General features: G+C 62.4%; 9 protein-coding genes. 3 read left to right on the plus strand and 6 right to left on the minus strand.

Going from position 1 to position 14,763, the window contains the following annotated elements:
• Nucleotides 1–86 precede the first annotated feature (86 nt).
• The 6 genes from KB449_RS34275 to KB449_RS34300 all read right to left on the minus strand — a co-directional run bounded on the left by KB449_RS34275 (nucleotide 87) and on the right by KB449_RS34300 (nucleotide 11,265).
• Nucleotides 87–4,457 (minus strand): immunoglobulin-like domain-containing protein, encoded by a 4,371-nt coding sequence (locus KB449_RS34275; protein ID WP_282912645.1) that lies wholly within the window; start codon nucleotides 4,455–4,457, stop codon nucleotides 87–89.
• Between the two features lie 59 nt (nucleotides 4,458–4,516).
• Complete coding sequence (locus KB449_RS34280) at nucleotides 4,517–5,863, minus strand: ABC transporter substrate-binding protein (protein WP_282912646.1); 1,347 nt, start codon at nucleotides 5,861–5,863, stop codon at nucleotides 4,517–4,519.
• A 305-nt stretch (nucleotides 5,864–6,168) separates the two neighbouring features.
• Nucleotides 6,169–7,704: a response regulator gene (locus KB449_RS34285; RefSeq protein WP_282912647.1), complete on the minus strand. Its 1,536-nt coding sequence runs from the start codon at nucleotides 7,702–7,704 to the stop codon at nucleotides 6,169–6,171.
• The gene (locus KB449_RS34290; RefSeq protein WP_282912648.1) at nucleotides 7,697–9,490 is read right to left on the minus strand and encodes a cache domain-containing sensor histidine kinase; all 1,794 of its coding nucleotides are present in this window, start codon (nucleotides 9,488–9,490) and stop codon (nucleotides 7,697–7,699) included. The genes KB449_RS34285 and KB449_RS34290 overlap by 8 nt, the downstream gene beginning before the upstream one ends.
• Before the next feature lie 53 nt (nucleotides 9,491–9,543).
• The gene (locus KB449_RS34295) at nucleotides 9,544–10,371 is read right to left on the minus strand and encodes a carbohydrate ABC transporter permease (RefSeq protein WP_282912649.1); all 828 of its coding nucleotides are present in this window, start codon (nucleotides 10,369–10,371) and stop codon (nucleotides 9,544–9,546) included.
• Entirely contained in the window at nucleotides 10,372–11,265 is an 894-nt protein-coding gene (locus KB449_RS34300) for a carbohydrate ABC transporter permease (RefSeq protein ID WP_282912650.1), read from the minus strand.
• Nucleotides 11,266–11,523: 258 nt separating this feature from the next.
• On the opposite strand from KB449_RS34300, the gene KB449_RS34305 reads away from it, so the two are divergent.
• The 3 genes from KB449_RS34305 to KB449_RS34315 all read left to right on the plus strand — a co-directional run bounded on the left by KB449_RS34305 (nucleotide 11,524) and on the right by KB449_RS34315 (nucleotide 14,763).
• A complete protein-coding gene (locus KB449_RS34305) occupies nucleotides 11,524–12,879 on the plus strand; it encodes a CynX/NimT family MFS transporter (RefSeq protein WP_282912651.1) in 1,356 nt (451 codons plus the stop codon).
• Between the two features lie 234 nt (nucleotides 12,880–13,113).
• Entirely contained in the window at nucleotides 13,114–13,545 is a 432-nt protein-coding gene (locus KB449_RS34310) for a DUF1641 domain-containing protein (protein ID WP_277568086.1), read from the plus strand.
• A 36-nt stretch (nucleotides 13,546–13,581) separates the two neighbouring features.
• On the plus strand, nucleotides 13,582–14,763 hold the full coding sequence (locus tag KB449_RS34315; RefSeq protein WP_282912652.1) for an NAD(P)/FAD-dependent oxidoreductase: 1,182 nt from the start codon (nucleotides 13,582–13,584) through the stop codon (nucleotides 14,761–14,763).

The following is a 14,763-nucleotide window of genomic DNA, read 5'->3' on the forward strand; positions in this document are numbered from 1 at the left end:
TGTCCTGGCGAGAATATGCGATCGGGAGCGCGATATCGGCAAAAAAACCGGTCCTGCGGGCAGGACCGGTCTGCGAAAAAAATCGATTATTCAAGAAGCTTCAAGATCAACGCGACCGCTTCCGCGCGCGTCACGTCATCATTGGGCGCGAACCGGTTGCCGCCGCGTCCGGCCACGAGGCCGGCTTTCGCGCAGGCGGCGATATACGGACGCGCCCATGCCGGCGCCTCGTCGGCATCCGCGAATGCGAGCGGCTCGGACGGATCTGCGGCGAGCCCTTTGGAGCGAACGACGATGGCGGCAATCTGGGCGCGGGTTATGCGTCCTTGCGCCCTGATTGTGCCGTCTTCGAACCCGCCGAACAAGCCGGCCTTCACCGCAGCGGCCATCGGACCTTGCGCCCATCCGGGGACGGCATTCGCATCGGCGAATGTAAGGCCGGCGCCGTCCGGCAGCTTGAGCGCGCGGGCCAGCATCGCCGCCAATTCGCCGCGGGTGACGGCAGCGTTCGGCCGGAACGTGCCGTCCTGATAGCCGTTCACGAAGCCGAGCTGCAAGGCGCTGTCGATGGCAGCGCTCGCCCAGTGGCCGGCCGTATCCTTAAGCGGCGCGCGAGGCACGCCGTTGTTGCCGCCCGGACTTTCTGGACTTCCTGGATTGCTTGGATTCGCAGGATTATTTGGATTTCCCTGATTTCCCGAATTTCCCGGATTGCCTGGATTGCCTGGGTTGCCCGGATTCGGATTGCCCTCCGGCGGGAGCGCCTTGACGATCACTTCAAATTCGCGGCTCCTTGTGAAGCCCTGCTTGGAAAGCGTCGCCGTCAGCGTCAGCTTCGCATCCCCCTCCGAGGCGGTGGGGCGGCGAAGCAGGACGCCTTCATCGTCGATATAGCGCTTGTCGGAGCTCGACCAAGCGATCGCAGTCCCATGCAGGCCTTCCCGCGGCAGCTGCAGATTGGCCGTGACGGCGTCAAGGCCTTCCAGCTTCAAAGCATCCGCTGCCGCAGCGACCTCTTGCTCCGCCGGGTTCGGCACGTTCGAATGCGTCAGCTCCGGCAGCGCCAGATCGGCCATGGCATAGCGTCCGCCGTCGCCCGCGTACAGCAGTGCGCCGGCCTCGGTATCGCCGGACCAGGAGAGCGTCACTTGCGAGGCGGCCTTCGTGTTGCCGATAGGCAGCCATTTGCCGCCGCGCTCGACGTAGGCCGTGAACACATCCTTGTCGCGCTCCAGCCGGATGGCGGCAGGCTTGACCGTGTACTTGCCCGTGACGATCTGATCCGGTCCGGCCGACAGTGTGAGGCGTCCGGTCGGATCGAGCGTGAGCGCGACCGAGCCGGTTTGTCCCTCGCCGGCCGCGGCCAGGTACAGGCCGACCCGGCTGTCCAGACCGGCGGCCGTATCGGGAACGATATGCGAGCCTACGGTCGCCGTCAGCGTCTGATCCGCGGTATTGCCGGCGTCACGGGCGACCTGGACGGCATCCTCGATGCCGGCGGCCTTCGCTTCCAGATGAAGCGTTCCCTCCACGAACCTCGCGATGCCGGTGCCTGAGCCGCTCAGCTTCAGGCGCCAGGGCTCGGGCAGCGCGCGCACGACGACCTCGACGGATTTCTCGTCGATGCTGGACTCGCGCCGAACCTTGACGGTGACGACGGCGGTGCCGGGTCCGACGCCGTGGACGAGGCCCGTCTCGTCGACCGTAGCGACGCGCTCGTCGGAGCTGGCGAATTCAGCCGATGCCACGGGAGCCAGCTCCGATTCGCTTAGCCACTCGCGTACCGACAGGCGGCCGCTCCCCCCGACGGACAGCGCCTTCGGCGTAAGCGACAGCTCCAGCAGCGATGCGGGCGGATCGGCAAAGATCTCGACCTCGGCCAGCTGGACCAGGTAAACACCTTCTTTTCGCAGCTGGGTGAATTCAATCTTGACGTATCGCGCCGGGACGCTGTCGATATCGATGTCGAGCGGGGCGCCGTCCGTCGGCTTCGGCGCCGCCGTCCGAGCCGCTACCTCCGTCCAGTTCGCGTTGTCCGTCGACACGAGCACGCGGAAGTCGAGCGGGAACGCTTCGCCGACATGCGTGTTCTGATCGTTGCGCGGCCACAGCGTCACCCGATTGACCTGGTGTTCTCCGGCCAGATCGATGCGGATCCATTCCGGCGCGGCAGGAGGCGTATTAGCAGGAACGCTGGTCCAGCCCTTATCGCCGTTGTCGGAGTTGATGCCGATCTTGATGCCGTCCACGAGCAGGTTTTTATTCCACCCGTAGGCGAGATAGTCCGAGGATGCCTGCACGGATTTCTTGAAGGCGATATTGCCGATCGGGCTCAGCGGAGGCGAGTCGGCGGGCGTCGTCACGGGCTGCTGGGGGCCGACATATTCGTAGCCGTCGTCCTCGAGCGCGTACAGCTTGCCTTCGCCCGGCGCGAACTCGCCGCTCAGCAGGCCGGTTGCGGCGTCGTAGTCGGCGGATACGGGCTCGCCGGTCTCCGCGGACACCTCGGACACGCCCGATATGCCGTCCAGCTTGAAGCTCAGCGTTTTGGCGGACGCGTCTTTATACGCTTTGTTGACGATCATCAGATAGTGCTTGCCCGTCTCGCGATGCGTGAAATAAGTGACGATCGCATCGTCGCTTGCGTTCGCGGGCTGCGCGATAAAGTCGGAAGGCACGGGCGCCGTCCCGGCGGGAAGCGAGGCGCCGGTATGATACACCATCGTCGCATCCAGATGAATCAACGTCTTGCCCAGCTGCGCCATGCGGGCGTTCATCGCCTTGAACGGTTCGTACAGGTCCGTCTTGTTGCCTTGGGGGTCGATGACCGCATTCGTGAAGGGCTCGCCGCGATTGGTCGGCGTCCAGTAGGTGAACCAGACGACGTTCTTGATGCCGTATGCCAGATTCGCGTACGCAACGTAGTCCATTTCCGCCTCGTTAGGCCGCCGAAGCCCGCCGGGGATGCCGACCGATTGGAGGTAGGAGGAGGTCTTCACGTCCGCCTCCAATCCCGCGCGGCGGATAATGTTCAGATTGTTGAAGTATCCCGCGCTGAAGCCGCCGGTCGCGAGCAGCGGATAGTGATCGAAGCTGAGATACTTGAGCTTGCCGGCGCCGGCTTGCTTGATCCAGCTCTGCACGTAATCCTGTTCGTAGTTGGCAACCGCCTGCTCGGGGAGCAGATTCACGTACGGCACCTTGTCGGGATCGACGGCCAAAATCTTGGCATAGCGCGCGGCCGCGTCAGGCAGACCGCCGATGCCCGGCTCGTCCTTGATGTAGTAGCCGCCGGTTGCGGGATGATCCATATACGTCTGCACCATCGTCTCGATATCCAGGTCCGAGCCGTTGACGCGCGGATCCGCGACGTACACCTTAAGCCCGTGAGCAGCCGCCAGATCGAGCATCTTCAAGTTCTGCGGCTCCGAATCCAGCTCCGAGCCCAGCACGTTCTGCACATAATCGATATTCGCTTCCTTCATCGCCGCGTACTGCTCGTCGTTGGTGAACGACCAGACCGGCGGCCAGAACACGCCGATCAGGAAGCGGTCCTGCTCCGCGCTCGAGGGAACCCGGGGCTTCACCGACGCGGGAAATACTCGCTCCTTGGAGGCGCTCCCCTTGCTCACGGTTGCGGTCAGCGTCAGCGCCGCCGCAGGCTCTCCGGGCGCCGGCCGCTTCACGATGCGGCCGGCATCGGTCACATAGGACGAATCGGAGCTGGTCCAGGCGATCGCAGTGCCCTCCAGGCCGACGCGCGGCAACGACAGATTGCGGTACAAGGCCGACAGATCGCCGGGATTGAGGGCCGCGGCGGCGGTATCGACGGACGCTTGATCTGTCAGTCCGCTGATCGTCTGGTACACCTCCAGCTCGCGGAGCTGGAACACCTTCGTATTGTTCGGGTCCGTGGACAGCTTGGTCGCCTCGATCCGGACATGCCTCGCTCGGACGGAGTCGAACGCGAAGCGCTGGGCTGCGCTCGCGGTCGGCTTGGGATAGTCCGTCTTGGACGCGACGGTCGTCCAGTCCGAGCCGTCCGCCGATACCTTGATCGTGAAGTCGATCGGGAAGCCCAAGCCGATATTCGCGGTGCCGTTGTCGCTGCGCGGCCACAAGACCACCTCGTCGATATCGTAAGCGGCGCCCAGATCGACGGCCAGCCATGCGGGAGAGCCCGTGGCCGGCTGCGACGGGGAAGGCATCGTCGTCCAGCCGTTTTCGGTCTTGCCTGGTTCGCGAGGGCCCGTCTTGTACCCGTCGACGAGGTTGCTGCGCGCCCAGCCTTCCGCCGCATTCTCGTAGCTGCTCGACGAGGTGACGGTACGGCCGAGCGCCAGATTCACGGGCGACGCGTCGGCCCGGGCTGCCGGCATGCCTGCGGGCAGCAGGGATAGGAGCAGGCTGGCGACCAGCGCCAGAAGCATATGGGTTTTGCCGATCGGTCTTTTCATCGGTTGACCTCCACTCGGGACTCGTTAAGGTGAGCGGCGGACTGCCGCCGCCGTCGAATCTATTGACCTGCCGCCTGCTTCCAGGATTTATCCATGTTCTCCAGCATTGCCTGAGGCGCGATCGCCTTCAGGTAGACCCCTTGCGCGGAAGTCATCAGCTCCGCATTCGCCGCATCCCCGTATACCCAGCCCTGATCGAGGAAGGGATAGCTCCGGCCTGCCGCCACGACGGCCGCGATCTCATCGAACGCAGGGTCCAGGTCGCCCGTCTCGCCCTTGATCGTCATGAACGCCTGCTGGCTGGCGGCCCATACCTTTTGGTTTTCGGCCCGGCTCCAGAATTCGAGATACTTCTTGGCTGCGTCCAGCACCTTCGTATCCTTGTTGATCGCGAACGTCGTGCCGACGGCCGCCGAAGCGACGACATCCTGTCCCGCGGCGTTGGACGGCATCGCGAACATGCCTACGTCGAGATCCGGATTGGTCTTCTTGATGCCTGAGAGGGACCAGCTGCCGTCGATGTACATCGCGGCTTCTCCCTTGGCAAACGCTTGCTGGGCCTGATCGAGGCTGACGCCCGTGCTTTTCGCGGTCAGATAGCCCTTGTCGTTCAGCGAATACCATTTATCGGCCATGTCCTTCCAGCCCTCGGCGAATGTGACCTTGCCTTCGTTAAGCTGCGCGTCGAACGCCGGATTCGCGCCATAGACAAGCGCGGGCGCCATCGTGTACATCGCGGCCAGCGTCATCCAGCCATCATTGTTGCCGATCGAGATCGGCAGCTTGCCCGACGCCTTGATCTTCTCGGCGGCCGCCGTGAATTCGTCCCAGCTCTTCGGCGTGGAGATGGACAGGTCGGCGAACATTTTTTTGTTATAAAAGACGCCGAGGACGTTCATGTCGTTCGGAATTCCGTATACCTTGCCCTCGTCCGAGCTGGCCTTGAGCGAAGCCTCCGTGAAATTCCCGATCCAGGACTCGCCGGACAAGTCGTAGAGATAACCGGCTTTGCCGTAAGCGATGACGTTCGACAGTCCGGGATGCAGCATGATGACGTCCGAAGCGTCGGATGCCGCGAACCGGGTTTTGATGAATTCCTTGAACTGTCCGCCCGGCATGCCCTCGTAGACGACTTTGACGTCCGGATTTTCCTGCATGAACTTGTCGTTGAGCTCGGGAATCGCGCCCAGCTCAGCGCCGGATTTGAACCCGGTCACCTTCAGCTCCGTCTGCTCGCCCTTGCCTCCGGGCGCGGCGGTGCCCGCGGATTCGGACGCGCTCGCGGAAGGGGCCGAAGCGGAGGCGGAACCGCCGTTCGCCGCGTTATTCTTTTCGTTGCCGCCGCATGCGCCGAGCGACGCAGCCATCAACACCGACAAGCCGATAACCAACCCTTTTTTTCTCATATTTACTCCTCCGGTTCGAATGGGATAAGGCACAATTCCATGCTAGGGAAAATGGCGGCGAAAGCCTATGACTTAAAATTCGTGTTTGTTCCTTTATTTTCGGATGTCGGCCGCGGCGGCCGCGCCGCGCAGACGAACGAAACGATTTGCCGTGAATTTCGAACGATTTTCATAAAAGGAATGAACCGGACAAACCGTATGCGCGGCTGCGCAGGACGGCATATCCGGCTCATGTTAGGAAGTAGGGGAACGCTTGTGCGCCGCTTCGTATCGGGCGGCTGTCGCTTCCAGGACGACGGACCGCGTCAAGGTTCCTCGCGTGCGGATCCGCCGTAGCCGGCCTGCTCGCGATATTGCGTCGGCGTCCTGTCGAAGCGCTTGCGGAACAGCGTGCTGAAATATTTGGAGCTCGTATAGCCGACGGCTTCGCACACCTCGTACATCTTCATGTCGGTCTCCTGCAGCAAACGGCGCGCCTCGTCCAGACGGACGTCCGTTATGTAATCGATGAACTTCTGTCCCGTGGACGCCTTGAACAGCTCGCTCAAGTAGGTCGGGTTCAAGTATACGCTCGCCGCGGCTTGCTCTAGCGTAAAGCTCGGCTTGGCGTACTCGCGCCGAATCATCTCCTTCACCCTGCCGATGATCTTGCGCTCTTCGGGCAGGGCATGCCGGGCCGAGGCGATCCGCCCGGCGAACGCTTCGATCTCGGCCAGCAGCGCGGACGGATCGCGGGAGAAGAGCAGCCGGCCGGTCAAGCTCGCCAGTTCGGGCTGCAGCGCCCGGATCAGGGGATTCATCCCGCGGTTCATCTGCGGTCCCGTGATGAACGAGATCAAACGGTAGGCGCCCTGCATCGTCAGCGCGGCATCCGTCCTGAGCCAGGCCGCCCACTGGCGGATCGCCGCCGCGGCGCTGGCGGGATCGTTCGTCTCCAGCGCGGCCGTCAGCCGGGCCGCGTGCTCGGACTCCGCCTCGGAAGCCGCCTCCATCGTTGCCGTTCCGCTTAGCAGACGTCCCTGGACGGTCCTGAACAGCGTGGGCAGGTCCGCGGGATCGGCGACGGGGTCGCCGCAGCCGGACAGGGTGCACGCCGCTCGTTCGTCTTCTGTCACCGGCAGCTCCGCGGCGACCGGCAGCCCCTCGCCCGCAACGAACAGCAGGTCGCACGTCTCGGCGAGCGGCACGACGACCCATTTGCGGACGACGGCGCCCGCGCGCCGAAGCGCGTCGAGATCCGCTTCGACGCGCACCTGGCGAACCCCCTTGCCGGGTACGAGATCGGACGCACAGGCGCCGTCGCCGTCCCGCAAGTAGATCGTCAGCTTCAAATTAAAGCTCGCTCCCGGACGCAGGAGCCCGTCCTCGGCCAGCAAGCGATTGAGGGCCTGAAGCCGCTCCGGCTTGCCTGCAACAATCCATTCGCCGAGCGCTTGCACGAACAGCAGGTCGCGCTGCCTGCGCTTCGCTTCGATGCGTTCCTCGGCCTTCATAATCGCCGCCTTCAGCTCGTCGCGCTGCACGGGCTTGAGCAGATAATCGCTGACGCCGCTGCGGAGCGCGGCCTGAACGTGATCGAACTTGTCGAAGCCGGTCAGCATGACGATCGCGATATCCGGCTTCTCGCGCGCCAGACGATCGGCGAGCGCGAGGCCGCTCTCGCCGGGCATGCCGATATCGAGAATAAGCAGATCCGGACGTTCTGCGGCGATGGCCGACCACGCGGACGCTGCATCCTCGCACGCGCCGATCACTTGCCAGGACGGCAGCAGCCGGGGCACGATCTGCGACAGTCCCGCCCGGATCATCTCCTCGTCGTCCACGATCAATAGCTTAGGCACCGCGATCACGCTCCTTATGGATGTCGGTCAACCGGATCTCTACGACCGTGCCCCCTTCGGCGCGGTTCGAGACGAACAGCCCGTAGCCGTCGCCGCACAGGAACCGGATCCGGCGATGGACGTTGCGCAGGCCGATATGCTCGCCGTCTTCCGCCTCCTCGGTCTCCGCCGCGCTCAGGCGGACGCGGAGCCACTCTAGCCGGTCCGGGGCGATGCCCGTGCCGTTGTCCTCCACGAAGATCGTCAATTCGCCGCCTGCGCCGGCCTTCGCCCGAACTCGAATCCAGCCCTCCTTTTTGGCGGGTACGCGTCCGTGAATGATCGCATTCTCGATGAGCGGCTGAACGATCCACTGCGGAACGTCCAGCGCCAGCAAGCTGTCCGGAATGTCCGTCTCGAACGTCATGCGGGGGAACCGGATACGCTGGAGGCGCATAAACACGCTTACATATTCCAGCTCGCGAAATAGCGGAACCGTCTCGGCCTCCGAGCGAAGGGAGAGCCGGAACAGCTTGCCCAGCAGCGTCACCATGTCGGCGACCTCGTAGTCGCCGTTCATCTCGGCCTTCATGTTGATCGATTCGAGCGTATTGTACAAAAAGTGCGGATTGATCTGGCTTCGCAGCACGGACACCTGCGCTTGCTGACGGTAGATTTTCATATGAAGCACATGGTTGACCAACTCGTTGAGCTTGGCCACCATCGCGTTGAAGCTGCGGCCGAGCCGGTTCATCTCATCGTTCGAGCGCGTCTGGAACTTGACGTTGTAGTCGCCCATCTCGACCCGATGCATCAGGCGCTTCAGCTCCTTCAGGGGGCGGTTGATCGTCGTCGTCAGCAGTCCGGTCAGCGTGATGGAGACGAGCAGCAGCACGATGGCCGAATTCCACAGCAGCCTGCGGAGAATGACGAGCTCGTTGGACAGATGGCTGACCTCGATCGTGTTGACGAGCGTCCAGCCCGTCGCGGGGGAACGGACATAGTGGATCATCGTGGCGACGCCGCCGATATCGTCCTTGTAGTAGCCGTAGGAAGCATCCGTCTGAAGCGGGAAGGGCTGGAGCATGCGCGCAGGGTCCGGATGGTAGGCGATGCGTCCGCTGCCGTCGAGAATGAACAGCGTGCCGGCTGCGGAGCTTTTCAGATTTTCCGTCAGGTCTTTAAGGCCGTCCGTCGAAAAATCGAGCAGCAGGACGCCGTAGGACTGCCGATTGCTCACGTTGACGATGCTGCGCGCATAGGACAGCACGAATTTTTCGCCCGACCTCGTATTCACCTTGTACGGCGGGATTAACAGTCCCTTGCCGTCCATCTTCAGCACCTGTTCGTACCAGCCGGCCTCCTCGAAGCCCGTATGGTCGATCCATTCGCCAGTGCCGTATTGGGAGTACATCACCTGGCCGTCCCCGATCCAGTACGCGCCGAGCAGATCGGAGAAGGGGATGGCCAGCAAAATATTGCGGAGCGCGCGATCGACCATCACCTTCTCGCGGAAGGCGTCGGCGGGGTTGCCGCGGTCGATCTTGGGGCTGATCGTGTCCCAGACGTCGAGATAAAAGGTCGAGGCCATGCGATCGATCTGCTGTACGTACGTGTCGAGATTTTTGCTCACCTGATCGGTAAGGCTCAGGCCGTATTCGCCGACCTTGCGCTGCAGGTTTTCATTGTAGCGCTGGAAGCCGAACATCGTCAGCAGAATGACAGGCACGATGATCGTGACCGAATAGAGTGAGATGAGCTTGGCGTTAAGATTCCATTCCCGAATCGGGAAGGGCCGCGGATTCATGGCGTCGCCCCCTGAGGATGATGAACCTGCTGAACGAGCGTCGCCTTGCCCGCCTACCCTTTGACGGAGCCGGCGGCGATTCCTTTAATAATATACTTTTGGAGGAAAAGGTAAGCGGCCAGCAGCGGAATCACCGACAGCACCATGCCGGGAAACAGCAGGGACCAGTTGGTGACATGCTCGCCGACGAACATGTACAGCTCGATCGTGATCGTCCGCCGGTCCTGATCCTGGAGGAACAGCAGCGGGATGATAAAATCGTTCCACGTGCTGAGCGAGCACAGCACCGCGACCGTCGCAGTCGCGGGCTTGACGATCGGGAACACGGCGACCCAGAACGCTCTGAAGCGGGAGCAGCCGTCGATCCAGGCGGCCTCCTCCAGCTCTCTGGGCGTGGCCTTCAGAAATCCGGCATAAAGAAAGATCGCCATCGGCAGGTTGATCGCCGAATAGATCAGCACCGCGCCGTGGTAGGTATTTACCAGATGCAGCGCGTTGACGAATCGGTACAGCGGGACCATGGCCAGCTGGAACGGCACCATAATGCCGGCGATAAAATAAATGTACAGAAAATTATAAATTCGGTTCGATTTCCTGGCAAGCGGGTAGGCGGCGAGCGAGCCGAACAGGACGAGCGCCGCCACGGCGCTCGCGGTGATGAGCAGCGTGTTGCCGAGCACGGTCGGGAACCGCATCATGCGCCAGGTGTCCGCATAGTTGTCGAACCGGAGCGAGCCGGGCAGGGAGAGGGGAAAACCCGCCATCTCCTCGGGCGATTTGAATGTCATGGCGACGATGAAGTAGAACGGAATAAAAAAGACGGTGGCTGCGGCGATCATGACGGCTTCAAGGACGATGGTGTTGCGTCGCGCGGTATTCATTCAGGCGGTCACCTCTCTTTTGCGAAGCAGGAAGATCTGCAGGACGGAGACGATCAGGACGAGGAAAAACATAACGACGCCGATCGAGGTGCCGTAGCCGAACTGGTTGCGGGAGAAGGCCGTACTGAACAGCAGCGTCGTGATCGTCTCCGTCGCCTGAAAAGGTCCGCCCTTCGTCGTTACGTAAATGATATCGAAAGCCTTCAGGGAGCCGATGCTGGCCAGCACGATATTGATCGTGAGCGACGGCGCCATGAGCGGGAAGGTAATCGATCTGAACTTACGCCAGCCGCCGGCCCCGTCAATATCTGCGGCCTCGTAGTAATCGCCCGGAATCGATTGGAGATTGGCCACGAAAATGACCATCGAGTACCCGACATATTGCCACAGCACGATCAGCACGATGGCGTACAGGGCGAACCGGGGATCGCCGAGCCAGGGCTGCTCCCAGTCTCCCAGACCGACGGCCCGAAGCAGACTGTTGAGCAGGCCGCTCTGCGGCTGGTAGATATAGAGCCACGTATAGCCGACGACCAGCGGACTAAGAATGGCGGGCGAGAAGAACACCGCGCGCAGCAGCGCTTTGGTCTTCAGCTTGGCGTCAAGCGCCAGCGCGAGGGGGATCGCCAGTCCGTTCTGGAGCAGGACGACGAGTACCGTGAACAGGAACGTATTGCGGAGCGCCTTGAGGAAGGCCGCGTCCGACGCCAGATGCGCGAAGTTGCGCAGGCCGACGAAGTCCATCGTCTTGGAGAGCCCGTTCCAGTTCGTCATGCTGTAATAAAAGCTGGTGACGACGGGCCCCAAAAAGATAATCGTATAGATCAGAAACGCCGGTGCGATAAACAAGGCCCAGCTTGCGTGCTCTCTTTTGCCGAGCGACCATTTTGCCACTTCCATCTCTCCTTGCTGCGCTGCCCGGCGAGCGGCGGGCGGCTTGAATTACGTCTAGCATACAAGCGTGGGAATGGATTCAAAATGATGTAAAATTCATGTTGCTTCTCTTTTTTTCGGCTTTTTGAAATTTGGAGGGGACCGCACTGTGTTACAATGCTAAGCGGAACGGATGGCGACGCCTGAAGGTTGAATCGCATGACGGACGAAAGCGCACGCTATTCAAGCGAGCCGCGGACGCGCTGGAGGATGAAAGAATTGAACAAACAGACGAAAATACACAATTCGCGGCCGGCGGCGGATGCGTACGCGCATTCTGAACAAGAAGGCGCGCAATCCCGGCGCGAGCTCGAGCTGGAGATTGCCCAGGAACGCGAGCGCGAGGTGAAAGCGAAACGCGGACGGCTGCTCTGGCTGGCCGTCGGCATCGTGCTCATCGCGGCCAACCTGCGCGGCGCCTTAACGGCGGTCGGTCCGGTCGTCGGCCGGATCAAGGACGACCTGAGCCTGTCCGGCGCGGGCGCCGGCATGCTCACGACGCTCGGCCTGCTTGCCTTCGCCGTGATCTCGCCGGTAGCGCCCAAGCTGTCGCGCCGCTTCGGCGCGGAGAACATGCTGCTTGCCGGCATGGCCTTGATCACGGTGGGCGTGATCGTGCGTGCCGCGCCTTATTCGGCGCTGTTGTTCGCGGGCACCGTATTGATCGGTATCGGCATCGGCGTGGGCAACGTGCTCGTGCCCGCGCTCATCAAGCGGGACTTCGAGAACCGCGCAGGCCTCATGACCGGCATCTATTCGGTCGCGCTGACGCTCGTCGCCGGCATCGCATCCGGCGTCAGCATTCCGATCGCGGACGCGCCGGGCTTCGGCTGGCGCGGCGCGCTCGGCGTATGGGGGCTCGCCTCGGCGCTGGCGATGGTCGCCTGGCTGCCGCAGGTCAGCCGCGGCCGGCGCGAGCGGGGCGTCAGCCGTCCGGCTTCGGCGTCCGCGCGCCCTTGGCGGTCCCCGCTAGCGTGGCAGGTATCGCTCTTCATGGGCTTCCAATCGATCATTTTTTACGTCAACGTCACCTGGCTGCCGGAGCTTCTGCAGGACCGCGGGATGAGCCCGGGCACGGCGGGGTGGATGCTGTCGCTCATGCAGATCATCGGCTTGCCCGCGAACTTCCTCGCGCCGGTGCTGGCTGCGCGGCGTCCGAGCCAGCGGGGCATCATGGCGGTCGTCATGGCGATGCTGCTCGTCGGTTACGGGGGCCTGCTTTTCGATTCCGGCACCGGGCCTCTTACGGTTGCGTGGGTGCTCCTGATCGGGATCGGCGCGGGCGCGAGCTTCAGCCTCTGCCTCGTGTTTTTCTCGCTGCGTACGCGCACCGCATCCGAGGCGACGGAGCTGTCGGGCATGGCCCAGTTCGTGGGCTACCTCGTGGCGGCCGTCGGCCCTGCTTTTATCGGCTTCGTTCACGACCGCTCCGGCGGCTGGCAGACGCCGCTTGTCGTGATGGTCGTTGTCGTGGCGCTGGCTGCGCTGTTCGGGCTCGGTTCGAGCCGCGCCGCCTACGTCTCGTCAACTTCCGCGCAAGCGTCCAACAATCCGACAAGCTCTGACACAAAATAGACACAATTAACCTTTTTAATTTTTTTACATCTGGGACGCAAACGGGTGTAAAATGGGGAACAAGGGTTCATTTCGACCTTCCGGATCGAATACGAAGAAGCCAAAGGAATAGCGGCACGCCTTTTTATGTGAAAAATGGTACAAATGTCGCCCGCCTCCCCGTGCCCCTTCGTCCGCCGAGACGGAGAATCGCAAGAGACCGCATGACCTTACTGTAAAGGAGGACTTTGTCTCATGACTACCACACCGCAATCGCAAGGCGCCGAGCAAGCCGTCGACGCGCAAAAGGCCCAGGATGTGCTGGATCAACTGATGAAGCCGGAAGTTCAACAATCGCTCACTACGCTGGTGGACAACCTGCCCAAGCTGACCGAGATGGTGACGACGCTGACCGCGGCGTACGACTTCGCTTCCGGCCTCGCGAAGGACCAAGTTTTCATCAACGATACGAAGGCGGGCATCGTCGAGTTTTTCACGCCGGTCGTCGACAAGGCCAAGGGTCTCGCATCTGCAGCCATCGAAGCGGGCGACCGCGCCGAAGCCGACACGCAGGCTGTGGGCCTGTTCGGTCTGCTCAAGATGCTGAAGGATCCGCAAGTGCAGAAGACGCTGCGCTACACCCAAGCATTCCTGAACGTACTGGCGGAGCGCCAGCAGCAACGCTAATCCCCAAACCACTGACTCACGAACGGAGGATGGACCATGGCTAAACAAATCTTGATCCTGGGCGGCGGTTACGGCGGATTGCTGAGCGCGCTGACGGCTCGTCAGCACCTGAGCGTCCACGAAGCGGCGATTACGGTCATCAACCGTTATCCGACCCACCAGATCATTACCGAGCTGCACCGGCTGGCTGCAGGCACGATCAGCGAACCTGCTGTTGCGCTGCCGCTTGCCAAGTTGCTGAAGAACCAAGGCATCAATGTGATCATCGATACGGTCAAGGAGATCAAGCCGAACGACAAAAAGGTAACGACGGCAGGCGGCGGCTCGTACACGTACGACAACCTCGTCATCGCCCTCGGTTCCGAGACGGCTTACTTTGGCATTCCGGGACTGCAAGAGAACAGCTTCGTGCTGAAGTCCGTCAGCGACGCCAACAAGATCCGCGAGCACGTTCATGCGCGCCTTGACGCCTACAAGGCGTCCAAGGACCCGGCCGACGCAACGATCGTCGTCGGCGGCGGCGGCCTGACGGGCATCGAGCTCGTCGGCGAATTCGCCGACAAGCTGCCTGAAGTCGCACGCGCCAAGGGCATCGACCCGGCCGACATCAAGCTCTACGTCGTGGAAGCCGGCCCGGCGATTCTGCCGATCTTCCCGCCGGAGCTCATCGCCCGCGCCCAAGCGAGCCTCGAGAAGCGCGGCGTCGAGTTCATCATCAGCGTAGCGATCACCGAAGCTTCCAAGGACACCGTCTCCCTGAAGGACGGCCGCACGCTCAAGTCCAACACCATCATCTGGACCGGCGGCGTCCAAGGCCACGAGATCGTCGCGAACTGCGGCATCGAAGTGAACCGCGGCCGCGCCTCGGTTACCGATACGCTCCAATCGACTTCGCACCCTGACGTCTATCTCGCAGGCGACTGCGCGGTCGTCATCCCTGGCGAAGGCGCGCGTCCGTATCCGCCGACTGCACAGCTGGCCTGGCAAATGGGCGAGCTCATCGGCCACAACCTGGCTGCCGTAATCAAGGGCGGCGTGCAAGACACGTTCCAACCGGTATTCTCCGGTACGCTGGGCAGCCTCGGCCGCAAGGACGCGGTCGGCACCGTCGGTGCGAGCGGCACCCGCTTTAAGGGCTTCCCTGCGACGCTGATGAAGGAAATGAGCAACATCCGCTATCTGACGCACATCAAGGGTCTGTTCGCGGTGCTTGAATAG

The organism is Cohnella hashimotonis, assembly GCF_030014955.1.
In the GTDB taxonomy this organism is placed as follows: domain Bacteria; phylum Bacillota; class Bacilli; order Paenibacillales; family Paenibacillaceae; genus Cohnella; species Cohnella hashimotonis.